Source organism: Candidatus Manganitrophaceae bacterium, assembly GCA_016200325.1.
Lineage (GTDB): Bacteria > Nitrospirota > Nitrospiria > SBBL01 > Manganitrophaceae > Manganitrophus.
Genome location: JACQEZ010000011.1, coordinates 299,297 through 319,716 on the forward strand (window position 1 = coordinate 299,297; position 20,420 = coordinate 319,716).

Genomic DNA, 20,420 nt, shown 5'->3' on the forward strand with positions numbered 1-20,420 from the left:
GAAGGAACCTCCGTTCCTTACAATTTTCCCTTCGTCGAGGCAACCCCCTTTAACCTCGGATCGATCTGGGTCGCTTGATCGAGCGCGCGGCCAAATCCTTTAAAGATCGCCTCCAAAATATGGTGTGGATCCTTGCCGTATTGGAGGTTCACATGGAGGTTGATCCGACATTGGTCGACGACCGAACGAAAGAAGTGTTCGATCAGATCGGTATCGAATTCCTTAATCTTCTTCTTCGGCATCTGCACATGATAAACGAGATAAGGACGGCCCGAGAGATCCACCGTCACCTCCGCAAGCGCCTCATCGAGCGGGATGGCGGCATGACCGAACCGCCGAATCCCCCGCTTCTCCCCCCAGGCCTTGGCCAGCGCCTCGCCGAGAACGATCCCGATGTCTTCCACCGTATGATGGTCGTCGATCTCGACATCTCCCTTCGCCTTGACGGTCAGATCGAAATAGCCATGCTTCGCAAAGGCCGAGAGCATGTGATTTAGAAAGGGAAAGGGGGTCTCGACCTGATACTTTCCCGATCCGTCGAGGTCGACCTGAAGGGTAATCGCCGTCTCTTTCGTTTCCCGTGTCACAACACCGTTACGCATTTTTTTTCACCCTGACCCGGACCATGTTGGCATGGGCTTCTAAGCCTTCGACCTCCGCGATGCGGACCAGATGTTCGCCGCTTCGCTCCAGCGCCTCCCGGCTGTAGGAGATGACGCTGCTCCGTCTGACGAAATCGTCGACACAGAGCGGCGAGAAGAACCGCGCCGTCCCCCCGGTCGGCAAGACATGATTCGGTCCGGCGATGTAATCGCCCAACGCCTGCGGCGTCTGCTCGCCGAGGAAAACCGATCCGGCATGGACAATTTGATCGAGATAAGCGAACGGCTCGGAGACGAAGAGGGACAGATGCTCCGGCGCGATCTCATTGGAGAGCGCGATCGCCTGCTTGAGATCGGGAACGATGAAAGTCACCCCATGCTGCCGCAATGACATCGTCGCGATCTTTTTCCGAGGGAGCCGGGCGAGTTGCGCTTTCATCTCTTTTTCGACTTTGGCGACCAGCTTTTGGGAGGTCGCCACAAAGATCACCACCGCCTCTTCGTCATGCTCCGCCTGGGAGAGGAGGTCGGAGGCGACATAGGTCGGGTTCGCCCGGTCGTCGGCGATAATCAGCAGCTCGCTCGGTCCGGCGATCATGTCGATATCGACCAGTCCATAAACCAGCCGCTTGGCGGCGGCGACATACTGATTCCCCGGCCCGACGATCTTATCGACCTTCGGTATCGTTTCGGTGCCGTACGCCAGGGCGCCGACCGCCTGGACCCCGCCGATCCGATAGATCTCGCTGACGCCGGCGATGTCGGCGGCGATCAATAGATAGGGGTTGATCGCCCCTTCCGGAGAGGGGGAGCAGATCACCAAGCGGGGCACCCCGGCCACCCGGGCGGGAATCGCGTTCATCAGCACCGAGGAGGGATAGGCCGCCTTTCCGCCGGGGACGTAAAGCCCTACCCGTTCGATCGGATGGACCCGCTGGGCAAGGTAGATCCCGTCGTTTTGAAGGGTGAACCCCTCTTTCTTCTGCTTCTCATGAAAGGCGGTGATCCGATCGGCGGCATATTTAAGGCTCTCCACCACCGCCGGGTCGGCCTTTTCATAGGCTCGCCGAAGCTGATCTCCGTCGACGCGGAGCTCGGAAGCGCTCAGCCGGAGCCGGTCGAACTTTTCGGTATACCGGAGAACCGCGCGGTCTCCCTTTTCCCGCACCTCGTTGAGAATCTTTCGGACCGTCTTCTCGATCGAGTCCGCTCCGAGATCGAGGCGATTCAATACTTTCCGATAAAGCGTCTGAAACCGTCGATCGTCCACGTGAACCGTTTTCATCATTGCGAGCATGGCCAGACCGTCCTCCTTATCCGCGGCTTTTCGCCGCAGGCTTCTTGAGTTCTTTCTTGATTGCGTCGAACAATTTTTGAATGGCCGGGTATTTTAATTTGAGGCTCGCCCGGTTGACGATGAGCCGGGCCGTGCAGAGGGCGATCTCATCGACGACGCCCAGGTGATGGGTCCGGAGCGTCTCGCCGCTGGAGGTGAGGTCGACGATCTGATCGGCGAGCCCGACCAACGGCGCCAGCTCGATCGAGCCGTAGAGCTTGATAATCTCGATCGGGATTCCTTTCTCCAAAAAATAGCGCTCGGTGATGTTCGCATACTTCGTCGCCACCCGGAGCTTGGAGTGGCCGTTGCTCCGCGCGCCGCGCGACCCATTGCCGCTCGGCGCGGCGAGGACGATCCGGCAGAAGCCGTATTCGAGATCGATCGGCTCATAGACGTCGCACATCTGCTCCAGGAGGAGGTCTTTTCCGACAATCCCGACATCGGCCGCGCCATATTCGACATAGGTCGGAACATCGGTCGCCCGAACCAGGATCACCTTCACCTTTTTTTCGGGGATATCAAAGGTCAGCCGGCGGCTCTCTTCCGAGAGCTCCGACGAGGAGAGGCCGAGCCGTTTGAGAAATTCGATGCTCGGTTTGAGGAGTCGCCCTTTCGACAATGCGATGGTTAGGAGCGGCCTGTTCATCTCTTCTGCCTTTCCACCCGAATCACCGGGACGATCCGGTCGATTCCGACTGTTCGGCCGACGCGCCGCACTCACCCGGCCCCCTTTACCCGCCGAATCGTCGCCCCGACCTTCGAGAGCTTCTCCTCGATTCGCTCGTATCCCCGATCAAGATGATAAATCCGCAAAATCTCCGTCTCTCCTTTTGCGATGAGCCCCGCTAAAATCAACCCGGCGCTCGCCCGCAAATCCGACGCCATCACCGGCGCCCCCGAGAGCTTCCGGACCCCTTTGATGACGGCATGGTTTCCTTCTAAACGAATCTGCGCCCCCATCCGCCGCAGCTCGGCGACATGGTTGAAGCGGCTCTCGAAGATCGTCTCGGTGATGACGGAAAGACCGTCGGAGATCGACATCAACGCCATCATCTGCGCCTGCATGTCGGTCGGAAAGCCGGGGTAGGGAAGGGTCTTCACATCGACCGCGTGAATCTCACCCCCTTTGACCCGCAGGAGGTCCCGTTCCTCGGTGATCGTCACCCCCGCAAGCCGCAGCTTGTCGATCAGGCTGGTGAGATCCGCTGCGTGTCCACCGCGAAGGATCAGCTCTCCCCGGGTGATGGCGGCGGCCACCATAAACGTCCCCGCCTCAATCCGATCGGGCATCACCCGGTACGACGCGCCCCTCAACGAGGAGACCCCCTCGATGGTGATCCGGTCGGTTCCGGCCCCCTGAATCCGGGCGCCGCAGGCGCTGAGAAATCGGGCCAGATCGGCGATCTCCGGCTCACAGGCGGCATTCTCTAAAAGGGTGGTTCCCTCCGCCAGGGTGGCGGCCATCATCAAATTCTCGGTGCCGGTCACGGTCGGGACATCAAAGTAAATCTGAGCCCCTTTTAGCTTTCCCGCCTTGGCATGGATCATTCCATGCTCGATCTGAATCTGGGCCCCCATCTTTTCGAGGCCGGCGAGATGGAGCTGGATCGGCCGGGCGCCGATGGCACATCCCCCCGGCAAGGAGACGTGCGCCTCGCCGCCGCGGGCGAGCAGCGGCCCCAAGACCAAGATCGACGCCCGCATCGTCTTGACAAGCTCATAGGGGGCTTCACAGCTCTCGATCGACCGGACCTGAATCGTATGAACCCCCTTCTCCTCGGAAATCTCCGCCCCCATTCCGCGAAGGAGCTTCTCGATCGTCACCACATCCATCAACTTCGGGATTCCCAGAAGGGTCTGCGGCTCCGGAGAGAGCAAGGTGGCGGCCAAAATCGGAAGGGCGGCGTTTTTGGCGCCGCTGATCTCGATCTCTCCGTTGAGGCGGCTTCCCCCCTGGATGACGATTTTATCCATCGAGCGGACCCATCTCGGTTCGTTTGGGTCGACCGTCGGCACAGATACACCGGGCGATCCGGTCGATGTTGGCAAAATCGGGCAGAAAGGTTGGAATGAAATCGGTCTCCGCCTCGGCGAAGCTCCGGAACCAAGCAGACTGTCCCGCGCCGAGCTCGAAGAGAAGCACCCCGCCGGGGGCGAGATAAAGAGAGGCTTGCCGCAGGACCCGGCGATAAATCGCCGTCCCTTCCTCCGGAGCGAAGAGGGCAAGCGCCGGCTCATAATCGCGCACTTCGGGCGGCAGGGTCGGCCGATCCCGTTCAGAAATATAAGGGGGATTGCAGACGATGAGATCAAAGCGCTCTTGATCGGCCTCCAGCGGCGCGAAGAGATCGCCTTGGAGAAACGTGATTCGTGAAAGAGATTGATGGCGCGCGGCGTTTTGCGAGGCGGTTTGCAGCGCCGTTTCATTCAGATCGGTTGCGACCACCTTGGTATGGGGAAAGCGTTTTGCGAGGGCGACGGCCAGGGCGCCGCTGCCGGTGCAGAGATCGAGAATCCGCGAAGGAGCCGGAGCGATCCGTTGCGCTTCCTCGACGATCAGCTCGGTCTCGGGCCGGGGGATAAAGACCCCCGGACGGATGGCGAGGGTTAAGCCGTCGAATTCGACCTCACCGGTAATGTATTGAAGCGGCTCGCGTCGGCTCCGGCGGGTGATTCGCGCGCGGAAAACGTGCGCCTGATCGGGCTCGATGGACCGATTCGGTTCAAGGTAGAGATCGATCCGACGGCAGCCGAGCGACCCGGCGAGGAGGAGCTCCGCCTCCAATTGCGGCGCCGGCACCCCGGCGCGATCAAGGACGGTCCTCGCTTCCAGAAGGAGTGCGGCGGCGGTCACCTCTTTTGTCCTGACAATCGGCATTTTCTGTCACGCGGTTGAAGGGGAGGTCTCAACAAACGGCGGCGCCGCGCGCTTACGACTCCGCCAGTCTCTTCTCTTCGTCGTCGGTGATCAACGCATTGATGACCGAATCGACCTCTCCTTGGAGAATCTGGTCCAGTTGATAGAAGGAGAGATTGATCCGATGATCGGTCAGCCGGTTTTCCTTGAAATTGTAGGTCCGGATCTTTTCGCTTCGCTCTCCGGTCCCGACCTGGGATTTCCGATTCTTCGCGATCTCCTGCTCCTGCTTCTCTCGCTCGATCTCAAGCAAGCGCGAGCGAAGGATCCGCATCGCCTTGGTCCGATTTTTCAGCTGAGAGCGCTCGTCTTGACAAGAGACGACCGTCCCGGTCGGAATATGGGTGATCCGGACCGCCGAGTAGGTGGTGTTCACACTCTGGCCGCCCGGCCCGGAGGAGCAGAAGGTATCGATCCGAAGATCTTTTTGATCGACCTGGATATCGACCTCTTCCGCTTCCGGGATCACCGCCACCGTGACAGTTGACGTGTGAATCCGCCCGCTCGCCTCGGTTTCCGGAACCCGCTGCACCCGGTGAACGCCGCTTTCGAATTGAAAATGGCGGTAGGCCCCCTTTCCGGCCACGGCGAGAACGACCTCTTTCAGCCCGCCGACGCCGGTCTCACTGGAGGTCATCATCTCGGCCTTCCACCGGTGCTTTTCGGCATATTTCATATACATCCGAAGCAGGTCCGAAGCGAAAAGCCCCGCCTCGTTTCCGCCGGTCCCGGCCCGGATCTCCAGGAAAATATTTCGGTCGTCATGCGGATTTTTGGGAACCAAGAGGGTCTTTAAGACCGATTCCTGCGCCTCTTTTTTTTTCTGGAGCGCCTGCCATTCGCCTTCGGCCATCTCGCGCAGCTCGGGATCGGCCTTAGGATCGCGACGCACCTCATCCGTATCGGCGATCTCTTTGAGAATCGCGCGATAGGCTTCGTATTGCTGGACGGTTTCCTCGTATTCGGCCCGCTCTTTGGCCAGACGGATCTGTTCCGTCGGATTCGACATAATCGCCGGATCGGATAGCTGCGCCGTGAGGGCTTCGTACTTTTTGACGATCCCTTCCAGCTTGTCTGTCAGGAACTCTTCTTTAGAAAGCACCATAGCGGTTCACGAGTCTAGATGGTTCAATGACACCGGGATCAGCCCCGGGCCGAACGGTTCAGAGAGAGGAAAATAAAAAACCTGCCGGTGAAGGCAGGCTCAGGAAGAGGAAGCGGGGACTATTTCTTCGCGTATTTCTTCTTGAACCGCTCCACGCGGCCCTCGGTATCGACGATCTTTTGCGTTCCGGTGAAAAATGGATGACAGGACGCACAAATATCGAGCCGGATGTCTTTTCGGGTCGATTTTGATTTCAGCACCGCCCCGCAGGCGCAAGCAATCTCGACCTCATTATATTCGGGGTGAATCGCTGTTTTCATGGCAAATCTCCTTTAGATTCCAATATATAAAATTGGACAAGGGTTTGATTATAACCCAAAACGAACCCTCGTTCAAGTCCTTTATTTATTCATCGACTCCAAGAACTCTTTATTCGACTTTGTTCCCTTAATTTTGTCAAACAAGAATTCCAACGATTCGATGGTTGAGAGAGGACTCAAGACCTTCCTGAGAATCCACATTTTATTGAGATCTTCTTTATCGACGAGCAGCTCTTCCTTACGTGTTCCGGAGAGGGTCATGTCGATCGACGGGAAGATGCGGCGGTCGGCCAGCTTCCGGTCGAGGTGAAGCTCCATGTTGCCGGTTCCCTTAAACTCTTCGAAAATGACATCGTCCATCCGGCTGCCGGTATCGATCAGCGCGGTTGCGATGATCGTCAAGCTGCCGCCGTTTTCGATGTTTCTTGCCGATCCGAAGAACCGCTTCGGCCGCTGCAGCGCGTTGGCGTCGAGACCGCCGGAGAGGACCTTGCCGCTCGGGGGAACCACCGCGTTGAAAGCGCGCGCCAACCGGGTGATCGAATCGAGCAGGATGACGACATCCCGCTTGTGCTCGACGAGCCGCTTTGCCTTCTCCAACACCATCTCCGCGACCTGGACGTGCCGCTGCGCCGGCTCATCGAAGGTCGAGCTGACGACCTCTCCCTTGACCTGCCGCTGCATATCGGTCACCTCTTCCGGACGCTCATCGATGAGAAGAACGATGAGGATGATCTCCGGGTGGTTCTTCATGATCGCCTTTGCGATCGCTTGCAAGAGCACCGTTTTACCGGTCCGGGGCGACGCGACGATCAATCCGCGCTGTCCTTTTCCGATCGGGGTGATCAGGTCCATGATCCGGGTAGAGTAGTCTTCTTGGCTATATTCGAGCTTGATCCGCTCCATCGGATAGAGCGGGGTAAGGTTATCGAAGAGGATCTTATCGCGGGCAACATCCGGATCTTCATAATTGATCTTCTCGACTTTTAACAAAGCAAAGTAGCGCTCGCTCTCTTTGGGCGGCCGGATCTGACCCGAGACGATGTCTCCGGTACGGAGGTTAAAGCGTCGGATCTGCGAGGGAGAAACGTAGATGTCGTCCGGTCCCGGAAGATAGTTGTAGTCGGGGGATCGGAGAAAGCCGAAGCCGTCCGGGAGGGTTTCCAGCACCCCTTCGCCGTAGATGGTGCCGTTCTTTTCGGACTGCGCTTGCAGAATCGCAAAGATAAGCTCTTGTTTTCTTAGGTTGCTCGCCCCCTCGATCTTCAGATCCCTGGCAACCTCATTCAGGTCCGCGATGCTTTTCTCTTTTAACTCAGCAAGATTCATCTTTTTCTCCTTGATGTGGACTGATCAGTCCACGCTTTAGTTTAATACGTTGTACAACGAGTGAAGGGGTCCGCATCGGTTGGCAGAAGGATTAACCCGGGGTTGCTCTTTATCTTTAAAATAGATTGTGTCATTCACAATAAGAGTTTAGACGGGGAAGGGATAACGAGAAGAGTAGGCACTTAATTTATGGCCATCAATTTTTTTTAGTTTTAAGCCTTATGGTATTTAATGAAATGCTCTGAGCAGATTTTGGAAGATAACCAGCGAATCTAATGAGACGGTCTTTCGCTTAAACCGGCAGTTTTGAATTTAGGATGTGGTTTTGATGAGCCGAGTTGGAAAGAAGTCCCAACGAAATTTACCAAGAACTTAAGTTGTATTATAGTCAACCTCGTTTTCTTTGTCAAATCTTTTTATAAAATTCATTAAGATAGTGAATTCCTCCCCCCTCCAGGTATCATCATAAACTCACTCTCATCATTTGACATTTAGGGGAGGGGTGGTATATTGGATAAGTTTTTATCGTTATCACGGAGGAGGGAACGATGAGGCAGCGGCCATATTTCGTGCAGGGGAGCATCGCTGTTATGATTTTACTGCTGGTCGGTTGCGCAGGGCATTCGTCCAAGACCGATGAGCCCGACTGGGTCCGAAAGGGAAACGGCGCCTTTCTCGACAAAGGCCAGAAGGCCTTTTATGGCGTCGGCGCAATCACCGGGGTGATGAACAAGCCGCTGGCGAAGACGGCGGCCGACAACCGCGCCCGGGCGGAGATCGGCAAGGTCTTCGAGACCTACTCCGCGTCGCTGATGCGCGATTATGCCGCCTCGACCACCGCGGGTGATTTCAAGAAAACAAGCGAGGAGCAGAATATCGAACAGACGGTCAAAACCTTCTCCGCCAACACCCTCTCCGGCGTCATTATCATCGACCATTGGACCGATCCCTCGGATGGCACCCTCTATTCTTTGGCCAGACTCGACCTCGATCGATTCAAGGAAAACATTCAGCAGGCCAAAGAACTCAATGCGCAGGTCCGCGATTATGTTAAAAAGAACGCGGAGAAAGCGTTCGAAGCGCTCGACAAAGAAGAAGAGAAACACCGGTAAATGACCTCGGACAGAAGCAGGCCTCGTTCGCAGGGATCGCACCGCGCTTATTATCAAGATAAGGCAACATAAGGAAGGAAGAAGATGAACAAGAAGGCCCTCTCTCTCATCTTTACGGCACTCTTTTTTACCGGCTTGGTCTCTTGCGGCGGAAAGACCGTCTCCCGGGTCGGCACCGATACAGTCACCGATCTCTCCGGCCGCTGGAACGATACCGACTCTCGCCTGGTTGCCGAGGAGATGGTGAAGGACTCGCTGAATCGCCCCTGGGTCGATAACTTCATGAAAAAATCGGGCAAAGAGCCGACCGTCATCGTCGGAACCGTCGTCAATCGAAGCCATGAGCATATCAATGTCCAGACCTTTGTGAACGATCTGCAGCGGGAGCTGACCAATTCAGGCCGAATCTCCTTCGTTGCCGGAAAGGACGAGCGGGAAGAGATCCGAACCGAGCGCCTTGATCAGGCAAGGAACTCCTCGGAGGATACGGCGAAGGGCCCCGGCAAAGAAGCGGGGGCCGATTATATGATGATCGGGACGATCAACACGATCCTGGACGAAGCCGAGGGAACGAAGGCGGTCTTTTATCAGGTCGATCTTGAAATGGTCGACATGGCCAATAACAAAAAGGTCTGGTTCGGGCAGAAGAAGATCAAGAAGATCATCGAGAAGAGCCGTATCAAATTTTAAGCATGCCTTTCCCCTGGAACGTTCAGATGCTCCTCTCCTCGGCACCCTTCTTTTCGTTTCGAACATCCGCTCGGTTTTCCTGGGTGAAAAGGGGGCTGCTCCTCTCCCTCCTCTTTTTGGCCGCGTGCGGCCCCTCGCTCCATCAGCAACAGATCGTCGAGCAGCACCTCCTCTCCCACCGGTACGGTGACGCCGACACGGTCGTCGAGAAAAACAGGTCCCAATATGGGGATCGAAACATCCTTCTTTATTATTTCGATCGCGGCTTCTTGCTCCATTTGGCCGGGCGCTACGCGGAGAGCAATCAATTTTTCGCGAAGGCCGCCGACGAAATCGACCGGCTCTACACCCAGAGCATTTCGAGTCACGCCGGAGCGATGCTGACCAACGACAACCTCCTCCCCTACGAAGGAGAGGATTTCGAAACGGTCTTGATCCACCTCTTTTCGGCGCTGAACTATGCCGCCCTCAATCAATGGGACGACGCTTTGGTGGAGGCAAGACAGGTCGACGCCCGTCTAAACGTCTTAAATGACCGCAATGCACAGAAGAGTGTCTATAAAGAAGATGCCTTCGCGCGTTATCTCTCCGGGATCCTTTATGAGACGCGCGGCGAATTCAATGATGCATTTGTCTCCTATCGGAAAGCCTATGACGCTTTCCAGGATTATAAGAAGCACTATCAAACGTCGGTTCCGGCCCGGCTCGGCATCGACCTCCTCCGGATGACCGAGACCCTTCATCTTTCGGCCGAAGAGGAGGAGTATAAAACCCTCTTTCCCCAGTCGGTCACGTTGGCCGCTGAGCACCCCGAGACGGCCGGAGAAGCGGTGGTCGTCACCTATGAGGGGCGCTCCCCGGTGAAAGAAGACAATTTCATCAACGCGCCGGTCCCGGACGGAAACGGCGGGGTCTACCTGGTCCGTGTCGCCTTCCCCCGCTTCGTTCCACGTCCCTCCAACGTCGGCTTTGTGGAGGTCACCTTTCGACAGGGCAACATGGTACTCAAACAGCGCTCCGATCTGATGGAAGACATCACCGCCATCGCCAAAAAAGATTTGGATGATCGGATCGGCCGGATCTCGGCAAAGGCAATCGCCCGCGCCACCGCCAAGTACCTCGCCGCCCGGACCGCCCGGCATGAAGCCAAAAGGCGGGGGGGTGAAGGGGCCGAGCTGTTGACCGGACTTTTGACCGACGTCTACTCCATCGCGACCGAGCAGGCGGATAAACGAAGCTGGCAGACATTGCCGGGGAAGATCCGCCTGGCGCGGGTCCCCCTCTCCCCCGGTGAGTGGACCGGACAGATCTCCTACTACTCAAATCAAGGACAGCTCATCGAAGAGCGTCGTCTTCCTCCCGTCACCATCGAAAAAGGGAAGAGACGTGTTGTCATCGACGAAACCCTTCGTTAATTTCTGACCAGGAGGCTTTTATGGAAAGCGCTCTTCATCTTCAACGGACCGTTCGGACCGGGCTGATCGTCTGCCTGCTCTTCTCCGCGACCTCCTTGCTTGCAGCCGAGAAGCCCGACTGGGTCGACGGCGCCGGCGCGCACTATCCCGACGCGACCTATCTGACCGGCGTCGGCTCCGGCGACACCCGCCAAAAGGCCGAAGACAGCGCCTATGCCGCGCTGGCGCGGATCTTCCGAACCGAGGTGCGCTCTACCGTCCAAGAGCGCGAAGACTTCAAGCAGGCGGAGAAGACCCAGGGGGTGGAGGTCGATCGGAGAGTCGATATTCAAAACCAAACGGTCGTCTCCACCGACAAGGTGCTGGAGCAGGTTCGGATCGCCGAGCGATGGGCCGACCCGGTGTCGCAGGTCTATTACGCTTTGGCGGTATTGGACCGCGCCAAGAGCGCCGCGGCGCTTCGACAGCAGTCGCTCGATGCCGAGACGGAAGCGCGGGAGTGGGAATCGCGCGCGAAGAGAGCGACCGATCCGATGGAACAGGCACGCGCCCTTCGAAAGGCGATTCTGGCGGCGCGCCGGACCGAATCTTATGAGGCCGATTTAAGGGTGGTCCAGCCGACCGGCCGAGGAGAGGGGCTGAATGTGAACCCCGCCCTCCTCGACGCGCAACTGAGAGAGCTCCTCAGCCGCGCCTTCCGGGTCGACGTTCATATCGAAGGACCCTATGGCGCGCCGGTGCGGGATGCCCTTCTTGCGAAACTCCACGAGAAGGGGCTGACCGGCGCACCCGACGGCGAGATTCTAATCCAGGGGGAGGTCGGTATGGAACCGGTCGATCTAAACGACCCGCGTTGGCACTACGCGCGGTGGACCGCCCATGTGACGCTGACACAAAAGGAGGGACAGAAAATTTTCGGCGGCCTCCAGCGATCGGGACGGGAAGGCCACCTGAGCGCCAAAGAGGCGGATCGAAAGGCGCTGAGCGCGATGCAGAAGGAGCTCTCCGAGAGCGTCGGAGAAACGCTCCTCAACTTTATCTACGGAAATTAAAACCCCCTCAACACCTCTTTCACCTTCGGATTAATTCAGCCTCTTATCCGGCAAAGTTGAATCGAGAAAGCGACCATGATAGAGTGAGAAGCAGGTTGCTTTCTCACTCTCCGCTGCCTCCTGCCGGCCAAAGACCGGGACAGGAACAGAGCGCACTCGCATCACACATGTTCCTCTTGTCGGGAAGAGAACGCGATGAAAGAAGTCAGTATCCTCCTTGGAATGGGCGTCGTCTTCCTCTTGCTGATCGTCATCTCCGTCGCCCGGGTCAATTCGCTTCGCTCCGAGGCGAAAGCCGCTCGAGCGCGCCAGGCCCCCCGGGTCGTCGTCCCCGCCCCCGACCCGTCCCGATTCAATCAGCTCAGAATTGCCCCGCTCGGAAAAGATGCCGCCCAGATGGTTTTTGTCCCGGGGGGAACGGTTTGGATGGGATCGAGGGAAGAACGGGGTGAGTTCGATGAAAAGCCGGCTCGGCAGGTCACCCTCCATCCTTACTTCATTGATCTTTACGAAGTCACCAACACCCAATACCAACGCTTTGTTCAGGAGACCCATCGTCATCGACAGGAGGTGATGGTCTTCTTCGACGACACGACCGTTCTTTTTCAGCCGAAGCTCCCCGCCGTCGGGGTCTCCTGGTTTGACGCCGACGCTTATTGCGTCTGGAACGGAAAGCGCCTGCCGACCGAAGCGGAGTGGGAGCATGCCGCCCGCGGAGAGGATAACCGCCCGTGGCCGTGGGGTGAAAATTATGCAGAAGGCTACGCCAACGCCCGGGGAGAGGGGGACGGCTTCGCCTATACCGCCCCGGTCGGCAGCTTCGAGGCGGGACGAAGCCCCTATGGCCTCTACGATATGGCGGGCAATGTGCTGGAATGGGTCTATGACTGGTACAGCGAGTTTTATTACAAAGAGGGCCAGGTCACCTTTCCCAAAGGGCCCGATTCAGGAATAGCCAAAGCGGTGCGCGGGGGATCGTGGGACAATAGCGGCAACGACCTTCGAACCACCAAGCGCGTCGCGGTCGCCCCCTACCGCAAAGAAGCGACGATCGGCTTCCGCTGCGCCATGGAGGCCGCGGAGGACACCGTCCCCACTCGGACCGCCCCCCCTTCTTCCCAACCGTAGTTCCCTCCTGAATCGGCCCACTTCATGGAAAGCCCCTATCGCAGGATGAGTCGCCTAAATATATTTATTATCCACTTATTATCTTGCAGACCGATTCTCCTTGACTCCTCCCTTTCCGATTGGTTACTGTGCTGGGACGGAGGCCGATACCGCGCTCATTGATCCCGTTGTGAACAGATCCGAGGATGTTCGAACGAGACGGAAAGCGATCCAAGTCAGGACAGATCATCCTCCGGAATAACGAACGCCGGTTCAAGCCGGCGTCCAATCCCCGCCTCGCTACCCCCTGAGGCGGCAGACAGATCCCCTGATACGATTGACACGATGCCGAAGACCCTCTTGCAGATTAATCTTCGTCGCGGCGGCTGCGCACAGCAACGGGCCTGCTCCAACCTCGGCGGCGCCGATGCGCTCTCTCCTTCCCGCTCGAAAATTCAGTGGGTCTCCCGCTCCTCCCTTCCCTCTCCGGAGGAACTTGCCGCGCAGGCGCCCCATTTAATTCTGCTTCAGACCTCTTCAGCCGAGACGGTGGCACAGACGGTCGACTCCTTTCATCGTCTCCGACACGCCAGTCCGGTTCTCTGGCTCTTCTGCCATCCGGAGCCGATCGATCCACGCCTGCTCAGCAAGGTCCTTCAAGTCGCAGACGATTTTCTTTTCTGCCCGTTTCAGATGAATAACCTCACCGCCCGGATTCAGAAATGGCTCCCCATGGACGATCCGATTCATTCCGCCGAGCGGCTGAAAATCGACCTCGGGATCGGCGCGATTATCGGCGAGAGCGCCGCCTTCATCGAAGCCCTCCGGCTCATCCCGCGGCTGGCGCGCTGCGAGGCGACTGTCCTCCTCGCCGGCGAGACCGGAACCGGCAAAGAGCTCGCCGCCCGCGCCCTCCACTACTTAAGCCCTCGATCGGCCGGCCCCTTCATCCCGGTCAACTGCGCGGCCCTGCCGGAGACCCTTTTAGAGAATGAGCTCTTCGGTCATGCCAAGGGGGCCTATACCGACGCGGCGCTCCCTCAGCGCGGACTGATTGCAGAGGCCGAATCGGGAACCCTCTTTCTCGACGAGATCGACGGTCTGAGCCTGATCGCACAGGCCAAGCTCCTCCGCTTTTTGCAAGAGGGGGAGTACCGACCGCTCGGCGGACGGGGGGTGTTCCGCTCCGACGCGCGGATCGTGGCGGCGACGAATACGAACCTGCCGGAGCGGGTCCGAGCAGGCCGCTTTCGAGAAGATCTCTACTTTCGCCTCCATATCCTCTCGCTCACCCTGCCGCCGCTTCGAGAGCGGGGGGAAGACATTCCGATTTTGGCGGAACATTTTTTAAAAAAGTATTGCCGCCGTTTCGGCAGCGCGCAGAAAACCCTCTCCGCGGGGGCGCGCCTCAAGCTCTCCGCGTATCCTTGGCCGGGGAACATCCGGGAATTGGAGGCGGTGATCCAGCGCGCCATCGTTCTCTCCTCCTCCCCATCGATCCAGGCCAACGAGATTGATCTGCCGGCCCCCACGCCGACCGATGCAACGCGCGACTTTCCGTTCCAAACGCTGAAGCGGCAGACGATCGACACCTTCGAGAAATCCTATCTCTCCCAGCTGCTGATGACCCACCGGGGAAATATCTCCCGCGCCGCGAAAGAAGCCGGCAAAGACCGGCGGGCCTTCCGCCGGTTGATGGAAAAACATGGGCTCGCACGGCAGCAGTTTACCCACTTAGGAGAGGTCAACGACAATATTCGTTAGCTGAGCGGCACCGGGGGGAGGGGAGGACCGGGCGGGGTGATCGGGGTGTTGATCACCATCACCGTCTTCGTCCAGCCGTCGAGAAGGGTTGCGATCGCGTCGGCCTGTTGGGCCGCCGTTTTCTTTTGCGAAGGACCGGCGGCGAAGAGGGCGATCAGCGAAATGGAGAGAACGCCCGGCGGGGCGAGGGAGACGATCCCCGCCATCGTCGGCGGCGCCGGCGGAAGGGGCGCGGCGAGCGCGACCGGCGGCGCCAGCCAGAAGGCGACGAAGGCAAGGTCCATCGCGACGGCCAGCCCGGCGATCGCCGCCGGGGGCGGGGCCGCTTGGGCCGAGGAGAAACCGGCCGCCAAGGCGATGGCCAACATATTTTGTGCGGCGGAGAGGATGGCGGCGACCGGTCGGGTCACCCCGGCCTGCGCTCCCTCCGCATAGCTCCTATAGACGGCGGCCCACTTCTTTCCGGCCTCGGTCGGGTCGGGAGGAAAGCGCGTCTCCCCCGGAGCGGCAGGATCTTTCCCTTCAAACAGATCTTTAAAACCGTCCGACAAAAGGTTCTTATTCAGCGGCATCGGCTACTCTGCCTTAAGCACCCGCGTGATCGATTTCGGATTGGTCGTGGAAGGGATCAGCGGGGGACCGGTCGGTCCGACGCCGCTCGGGTGGGTGTGGGTGTCGAAGATCATCTGAGTGAAGGTCTTCGTCGCCAGCTCCTCCGGCATCTGCGTCGATCCCTGAACGATCACCGATTCCGCTTGAATCGTAATTTTTTGACCACTTCGATCGATCACGATTTCACACTTTTCCGCCGTTCGGATCGTAATCGATTCGCTTCCCGAGGCGTCATTGATGATGATCACATTCCCCGAAGGGGTCTTGATCACCTGCTGCTGAGGGTAGGATTGAAGCGCTTCGGGCGGAAGCTCGCTCTGCCCCCCCGGCTTCCCCCAGCTGCAGCCGGTCCAGACCGGGTGGTCCAACTCTCCCTCGATGAATTCAACCCACACGAGATCGCCCACCTGCGGGAGGAAGAAAAAACCGATTCCCGCGCCGGCATAGGGAACCGCCGGCCAGGCCCAGCCGGTGACCGAATCCGCGAGGAGACTCGGCACCTTGACCTGTAGCCGTCCCAACTGCTCCGGATCGTTGTTCTCCTGCACAAACCCGCGATACTTGCCCCAATATTTTCCCTCAGCCCGCTCGATATACCGGGCCATCCTTTCATCCATCCTTTACCTCATTGCTATGGAATCGGCAGCCCGATCCTCAGCCGCTCCATTCTTAAGTCGGCCTTTCGGACATAGACGATCTCAACCTGCAGGGTCGACACTTCGTTTCGGACTGTGACCTGATCGACCTGCAACGCCTCTCCCAAGAACCGCTGCAGCGCCCGGTTGACCATGAACTCGGTCGTCGCCGCCAAGATATCATTATTGGGATCGAAGACGAGATCGCGCAGCCGGGTTCCATATTCCGGCAGGTTCACCCGCTCGCCCGGCGCGGTGAGGAGAAGCTGGAGGATCTTCCCCCGCAGCAGCGGATCGCCCCCTTGCGCAGAGACCCCGCCTCCCCCGTCGATCTGAAAAGGAAATCCGAGACCGCTCGGAATGGCGGAGTCCCCTCCGCCCGGCGGGGTTGCGACCGGAGATTGAACCGGCGCGATCGAAAGGGGGAGGATTTTAGACGGCAGACTGTAGCTTCCTCCCTGCCTCGCGATGACCGTGAAGTAGTAAAGTCCCCCCGCTTCGAATCCGCCGAGCAACGCCGAGGTCGTTTTCAAGTTTCCGGCCCGGAGGGTTCGAAACGGATCGAGCGGATCGGGGCTGGAGAAAAGATCAAAGGTGATCTGCTGCGCCTCGATATCGTCGGCATCGCTCCAGGAGAGAAAAGCCGTCCCCTCTCCCCGATCCTCACCGGCCAGGTCGGCGGGGGAGGCGATCGCGGCACCGGCGAAGCCGACCGGAGCGAGGCCGAGGCCGGCGAACGTCCCGACACAGAAGAAGCACGGCTCGAACCCCTCGGCGATCGCCTGCGCCATCGTGTCCGGGACGAACGACTTTTTATGGAGAATCTCGCCGATCTGGCACTGCGCCTTCTCATTCGCCAGGTTGTGGAACTCATTGCTCTTTAGGTTGCCAAGATAAGGAGCCACTACTTTTTCTCTCTCCGCTTTGTCCCGATGAGATTTTCAACCGCATACGCCCGGAAAGCCCGGAGCCATTCGGCATCGGGGGTCTCCGGATTTTTCAGCAGCCGCTCCAGCGCCGCTGGACCGGCCGACGCCATCCGGAGCGCCGGCGCCTGTTTTAACTCCTCCAACGACTTTCGGTTCGAGAGAAGCCGCTCGATCTTCGTCCGATCGGCCCGCGACGGCGCCTCTTCATAGGTAATCGAGACCCGTCCCTGCCGGACCGCCAACCCCTTCACCCCCGGCACCCGCTCCTGGACCGCTCTCAAGACCTCGCTCAACGGCACCCCCTCCGGCGTTTCGCGGCTCTGGACTGCAATCGGGAGCGCCACCTCCGCCAGCTCGACATGAAGCGGCGTTCCGGTCGTCTTCTTGATCGGCACCACCCCCTCGAGCAGCTGCCGACCGACCGGATGATCCAGAAAAGGCCGAAGCGGCTCAAGATCCTTTTGGGTGAAGATATATCGTCCAGGCATGGAACCTCCTTGATCCTTAGAATATAAAAGTCAGAATCCAGAAGGGAAAGATTCAGCTCTTCTTCTGACTTCTTCACTTTTCAGAAACTCTTCTTCAACTCCAACACCGTCATCCGCATGTTCACCAGCTCGACGCTGAATCCGTCTTTGTCGATCCTCGCAAAGAGCTGAACCGAGGTTGGGACAAATTGATTCGGCACGAAGAGGAACCCGGTGTCGCTGTTGACGAAGAGCGCCTGGATCGGGATTTCGACGTTGGTCTGCTTTCGCGTCAGCGGAATCTTCATCGATTTGTCCTGAATCTTCCCCTTGTCCGGCTCGGTCGCGGGATTGGTCATCTCATCGTTGTAGAATGCGGCCCGCAGCTCCAGGTGCGAATCGGCCGGCACCGCCCCGGTCAGAAAGAGCTCCCCCGACCAGAAGACCAAAAACTTGCTCCCCTTGGAGGCGGGGGCCAGGTCGATCCCCCCCAAAAAATGGTCGGTGTCTTTCCCGGTAAACGCGGAGAGGTCGGCGAGCGGCTTATCGACCGTGGAGGCATTTCCGGCCCGCTGGCGTTTGTCCTGGAGGTCGATGATCTTGTTCGGATCGGGGGCATCGCCGTCGCGGGTGAGAATGGCGAGCGGCGCATAAGCGTGCCGCTTGCCGTGCGCGAGGACAAAGCTCAACGGCTCGATCCGCGTCTCCGGATTGATCCCCGACGCTTCGTCTCCGGCGAGAAAGCGGGTTTTGAAGATCCAATAATCGCCCCGGCGGGTCTGGTTGCCGCCGAATCGAACCGCCACCCCGTCGTTGAGCGAAATCGCCTCCGAGATCGTCGCATCGGCCGGGTCGGGCGTGATCGGCACCTTAAATGCATTCCACCGCGCAATCTTCGGCCGATCCTCCATCGAGAAGCTGGTGAAGTTGGAGACCTTGGAGGCCGCCGGGAGGAGCAGGAGCTGTCCCCCGACCGGGCCGTTTAAGTTGATCACATTTCCGAAAACCGATTCGATCTGGTGCATCTCGCTCCCGAATTCTTTGGAGAGCAAAATCAGATCGGCCGGATGAAAGGCCGATCCATCTTCGACGACGACCTGCTTCGATCCCGCCGGAATCGGCGCGATCACCCGCTGGATCGTCGAAGCGTTGTCTTCCGACCAACGGAAGGTGGCCGTGCCGATATCCCCGGCCGTGTCGATCTCTATTCGATAAAGACGATTCGCCTCCCCGGTATAAACTCCTTCCGTCGCCACGGTTCCCTTCCCGATCCCCTCTCCCTCCGGAAGGCCTCCGCCTTGGTTCACCCGGACGCGGTATTTAACCTGAAGGCGGGTCGTCGTGTCGGGCCCGCCGAGCGCGATCTCCCGGATCTCCGGATCTTCGACATAGGTCACCGGCTCCTCCCAGACATCGAGATAGACCAGATCCTTCCGGATCTGTCCCGGCGGAGGTGGGACCAGCGACGGGTCGTTCGGGTCGGCCTGCTCGGAATAGAGGGTGTCTCGGATCAAGACACACGGGAGCCCCGCCACATACATTCGGCCGGCATTCTCGATGCTCGGATGGGTAAACTCGAACTGGGTATTCATCAACTCCAGTAGGTTCTGCAGCCCGTCGTCGCCACTGCCACCCCCGCCCCCTCCTCCGCCACCGCCCCCCTGGTTCAGCTGGCCGAACATCCCGAAGAGGGAGAAGAGCCCTAAAAATTCGGAAAATTCCGACCCGCGGATGATGAAGTTGTTCACCCCGATCGTCTCCAACAGGTTCTCGCTGGCGATCCGGAGATCATCGAAGTCCCAGACCAGCGGGGTTGTCGTATCTTGATAAACCTCGAACCCATACTTTCGGATCCGCGTCAGATCGGCCGGCGTCCCGGTCGGAAGCTCAAACTTGATCATCGCCGCCAGCAGATCGGCCGGATTAAAAGAGGGGAGGGAAGAAGGAGGTGGAGGGGGGTCGAGGACCTTCAGCGTGAACGACTGGGTCGTCGCCACCCCGTTGTTGTCGACTGCCTGGACGGTGAAGTCGAAACTCCCCGCCGACGTCGGGGTGCCGCTGATCTTGGCGCTCTTTGAATTGTCTCCGGTGCCGGCCGCCGCCAGCGTCAACCCGGCCGGGAGCGCGCCGGCGGAGAGCGACCAGGTGATCGGGGTCGCCCCGCCGAAGCTGAAGATCGTTCCGGTATTATAATTCTGATTCAGCCCGGCGTCCGGAAGGGCGTCGGTGGTGATATGAAAACGGACATCGAGCGGCGCGGCAAATCCGGCGACCCAGACCTCTTTGGCCGCCCCGGTGTTCTGGGTGAGCCAGACGGTGCGATTGCCGTCATCGTCTTCGAGAAAGAACCGGATGATCCCGGCCGACTGCTGGCTCAACCGATAACGAAAGGTGAGCACCTCGTCGGAGGACAGGTCTCTGAGATTGATAAAGCTCTTCGTGATCGTGACCGTGCCGGCATGGCCGGAGAGCCGCAAAAACCCTTTTCCCTCATAAGGACCGTCTTTCCCGATCCGCAACGTTCCCTGGGGCGAGGAGAGGATAAACCCCTCGAGCGACTCCATGTCATCGAACTTCTTCCCCGGGAAGTTCAGAAAGAAGAGGAGCGGGCCGAAGATCATGCTGAAGATCAGACGGATCGCTTCGACCATGATCGCGCTGCAGACCTCGCCGGCGCACTGCGACAGATCGAAGTTGCCGCCGCCGGGCGGGGTCGCCTTTTGGACGAGCGTTTCGACCGGAACGGGGAAAATCGGGTCGACGGCAAACCCGCGGTTGGGACTCCCGTCACCCAGCGCCTCCCGGCTCATCCGCCGGAGGAACGAGACGAAGATGTCTTGGTTCTCGTTCCAGTCGGCGTCGAGGATCACCCGCCCCTGCTGAAGATAGACTCCCAGATAATTTTTGAGCTCATTGAAACTGTCGCGCGAAATCGATTGGGTCATGCGTTCTCCATTTCATTTCGGATTGCGGATTGAAGGTCAAAAGAAACAATCTTTATTACTCCGCGATCCGAAATCAGCAA

At 58.8% G+C, this 20,420-nt stretch carries 19 protein-coding genes; 6 read left to right on the forward strand and 13 right to left on the reverse strand.

Annotated features, from left to right (window positions below; genetic code table 11):
• Positions 1-17: 17 nt before the first annotated feature.
• The 8 genes from hisB to rho form a co-directional block, all read right to left on the reverse strand.
• Positions 18-602, reverse strand: a complete 585-nt coding sequence (gene hisB / locus HY282_09320; protein MBI3803944.1) for an imidazoleglycerol-phosphate dehydratase HisB — start codon at positions 600-602, stop codon at positions 18-20.
• On the reverse strand, positions 595-1,899 hold the full coding sequence (gene hisD, locus HY282_09325; protein ID MBI3803945.1) for a histidinol dehydrogenase: 1,305 nt from the start codon (positions 1,897-1,899) through the stop codon (positions 595-597). The genes hisB and hisD overlap by 8 nt, the downstream gene beginning before the upstream one ends.
• A 16-nt stretch (positions 1,900-1,915) precedes the next feature.
• Entirely contained in the window at positions 1,916-2,587 is a 672-nt protein-coding gene (locus HY282_09330; GenBank protein ID MBI3803946.1) for an ATP phosphoribosyltransferase, read from the reverse strand.
• 71 nt (positions 2,588-2,658) lie between these two features.
• Positions 2,659-3,915 carry a UDP-N-acetylglucosamine 1-carboxyvinyltransferase gene (murA, locus tag HY282_09335; GenBank protein MBI3803947.1) on the reverse strand — a complete coding sequence of 419 codons (1,257 nt, stop codon included), beginning with the start codon at positions 3,913-3,915 and terminating at the stop codon, positions 2,659-2,661.
• Positions 3,908-4,819, reverse strand: coding sequence for a peptide chain release factor N(5)-glutamine methyltransferase (prmC, locus tag HY282_09340; GenBank protein MBI3803948.1), 912 nt, complete (start codon positions 4,817-4,819; stop codon positions 3,908-3,910). The genes murA and prmC overlap by 8 nt, the downstream gene beginning before the upstream one ends.
• Positions 4,820-4,871: 52 nt before the next feature.
• The gene (prfA, locus tag HY282_09345) at positions 4,872-5,939 is read right to left on the reverse strand and encodes a peptide chain release factor 1 (GenBank protein ID MBI3803949.1); all 1,068 of its coding nucleotides are present in this window, start codon (positions 5,937-5,939) and stop codon (positions 4,872-4,874) included.
• Between the two features lie 143 nt (positions 5,940-6,082).
• Entirely contained in the window at positions 6,083-6,283 is a 201-nt protein-coding gene (gene rpmE / locus HY282_09350; GenBank protein ID MBI3803950.1) for a 50S ribosomal protein L31, read from the reverse strand.
• An 81-nt stretch (positions 6,284-6,364) separates the two neighbouring features.
• Positions 6,365-7,612: a transcription termination factor Rho gene (gene rho / locus HY282_09355; protein MBI3803951.1), complete on the reverse strand. Its 1,248-nt coding sequence runs from the start codon at positions 7,610-7,612 to the stop codon at positions 6,365-6,367.
• Positions 7,613-8,160: 548 nt separating this feature from the next.
• Between rho and HY282_09360 the strand changes: the two genes are divergently transcribed.
• The 6 genes from HY282_09360 (at position 8,161) to HY282_09385 (ending at position 14,752) form a co-directional block, all read left to right on the forward strand.
• Positions 8,161-8,724, forward strand: a complete 564-nt coding sequence (locus tag HY282_09360) for an LPP20 family lipoprotein (protein ID MBI3803952.1) — start codon at positions 8,161-8,163, stop codon at positions 8,722-8,724.
• Positions 8,725-8,808: 84 nt separating this feature from the next.
• Positions 8,809-9,414: a penicillin-binding protein activator LpoB gene (locus tag HY282_09365; protein ID MBI3803953.1), complete on the forward strand. Its 606-nt coding sequence runs from the start codon at positions 8,809-8,811 to the stop codon at positions 9,412-9,414.
• A gap of 83 nt (positions 9,415-9,497) precedes the next feature.
• Positions 9,498-10,829: a hypothetical protein gene (locus HY282_09370; GenBank protein MBI3803954.1), complete on the forward strand. Its 1,332-nt coding sequence runs from the start codon at positions 9,498-9,500 to the stop codon at positions 10,827-10,829.
• A gap of 20 nt (positions 10,830-10,849) precedes the next feature.
• Entirely contained in the window at positions 10,850-11,881 is a 1,032-nt protein-coding gene (locus HY282_09375; protein MBI3803955.1) for an LPP20 family lipoprotein, read from the forward strand.
• A 195-nt stretch (positions 11,882-12,076) separates the two neighbouring features.
• Entirely contained in the window at positions 12,077-13,009 is a 933-nt protein-coding gene (locus HY282_09380) for an SUMF1/EgtB/PvdO family nonheme iron enzyme (protein MBI3803956.1), read from the forward strand.
• Positions 13,010-13,720: 711 nt separating this feature from the next.
• Entirely contained in the window at positions 13,721-14,752 is a 1,032-nt protein-coding gene (locus tag HY282_09385) for a sigma-54-dependent Fis family transcriptional regulator (GenBank protein MBI3803957.1), read from the forward strand.
• Here the strand turns inward: HY282_09385 and HY282_09390 are convergent.
• The 5 genes from HY282_09390 to HY282_09410 form a co-directional block, all read right to left on the reverse strand.
• Positions 14,749-15,324 (reverse strand): hypothetical protein, encoded by a 576-nt coding sequence (locus HY282_09390; protein MBI3803958.1) that lies wholly within the window; start codon positions 15,322-15,324, stop codon positions 14,749-14,751. The genes HY282_09385 and HY282_09390 overlap by 4 nt on opposite strands.
• 3 nt (positions 15,325-15,327) lie before the next feature.
• Positions 15,328-15,981 carry a hypothetical protein gene (locus tag HY282_09395; GenBank protein ID MBI3803959.1) on the reverse strand — a complete coding sequence of 218 codons (654 nt, stop codon included), beginning with the start codon at positions 15,979-15,981 and terminating at the stop codon, positions 15,328-15,330.
• 14 nt (positions 15,982-15,995) lie between these two features.
• Positions 15,996-16,904, reverse strand: coding sequence for a GPW/gp25 family protein (locus tag HY282_09400; protein MBI3803960.1), 909 nt, complete (start codon positions 16,902-16,904; stop codon positions 15,996-15,998).
• Positions 16,904-17,416 carry a hypothetical protein gene (locus HY282_09405; GenBank protein MBI3803961.1) on the reverse strand — a complete coding sequence of 171 codons (513 nt, stop codon included), beginning with the start codon at positions 17,414-17,416 and terminating at the stop codon, positions 16,904-16,906. The genes HY282_09400 and HY282_09405 overlap by 1 nt, the downstream gene beginning before the upstream one ends.
• A gap of 80 nt (positions 17,417-17,496) precedes the next feature.
• The gene (locus HY282_09410) at positions 17,497-20,340 is read right to left on the reverse strand and encodes a putative Ig domain-containing protein (protein MBI3803962.1); all 2,844 of its coding nucleotides are present in this window, start codon (positions 20,338-20,340) and stop codon (positions 17,497-17,499) included.
• Between the last annotated feature and the right edge of the window lie 80 nt (positions 20,341-20,420).

Bases quoted from the DNA above. Each gene is read 5' to 3' on its own strand.
- hisB (MBI3803944.1), bottom strand. From the start codon at position 602: ATGCGTAACGGTGTTGTGACACGGGAAACGAAAGAGACGGCGATTACC.
- hisD (MBI3803945.1), bottom strand. From the start codon at position 1,899: ATGCTCGCAATGATGAAAACGGTTCACGTGGACGATCGACGGTTTCAG.
- HY282_09330 (MBI3803946.1), bottom strand. From the start codon at position 2,587: ATGAACAGGCCGCTCCTAACCATCGCATTGTCGAAAGGGCGACTCCTC.
- murA (MBI3803947.1), bottom strand. From the start codon at position 3,915: ATGGATAAAATCGTCATCCAGGGGGGAAGCCGCCTCAACGGAGAGATC.
- prmC (MBI3803948.1), bottom strand. From the start codon at position 4,819: ATGCCGATTGTCAGGACAAAAGAGGTGACCGCCGCCGCACTCCTTCTG.
- rpmE (MBI3803950.1), bottom strand. From the start codon at position 6,283: ATGAAAACAGCGATTCACCCCGAATATAATGAGGTCGAGATTGCTTGC.
- rho (MBI3803951.1), bottom strand. From the start codon at position 7,612: ATGAATCTTGCTGAGTTAAAAGAGAAAAGCATCGCGGACCTGAATGAG.
- HY282_09360 (MBI3803952.1), top strand. From the start codon at position 8,161: ATGAGGCAGCGGCCATATTTCGTGCAGGGGAGCATCGCTGTTATGATT.
- HY282_09365 (MBI3803953.1), top strand. From the start codon at position 8,809: ATGAACAAGAAGGCCCTCTCTCTCATCTTTACGGCACTCTTTTTTACC.
- HY282_09375 (MBI3803955.1), top strand. From the start codon at position 10,850: ATGGAAAGCGCTCTTCATCTTCAACGGACCGTTCGGACCGGGCTGATC.
- HY282_09380 (MBI3803956.1), top strand. From the start codon at position 12,077: ATGAAAGAAGTCAGTATCCTCCTTGGAATGGGCGTCGTCTTCCTCTTG.
- HY282_09385 (MBI3803957.1), top strand. From the start codon at position 13,721: ATGGACGATCCGATTCATTCCGCCGAGCGGCTGAAAATCGACCTCGGG.
- HY282_09390 (MBI3803958.1), bottom strand. From the start codon at position 15,324: ATGCCGCTGAATAAGAACCTTTTGTCGGACGGTTTTAAAGATCTGTTT.
- HY282_09395 (MBI3803959.1), bottom strand. From the start codon at position 15,981: ATGGATGAAAGGATGGCCCGGTATATCGAGCGGGCTGAGGGAAAATAT.
- HY282_09405 (MBI3803961.1), bottom strand. From the start codon at position 17,416: ATGCCTGGACGATATATCTTCACCCAAAAGGATCTTGAGCCGCTTCGG.
- HY282_09410 (MBI3803962.1), bottom strand. From the start codon at position 20,340: ATGACCCAATCGATTTCGCGCGACAGTTTCAATGAGCTCAAAAATTAT.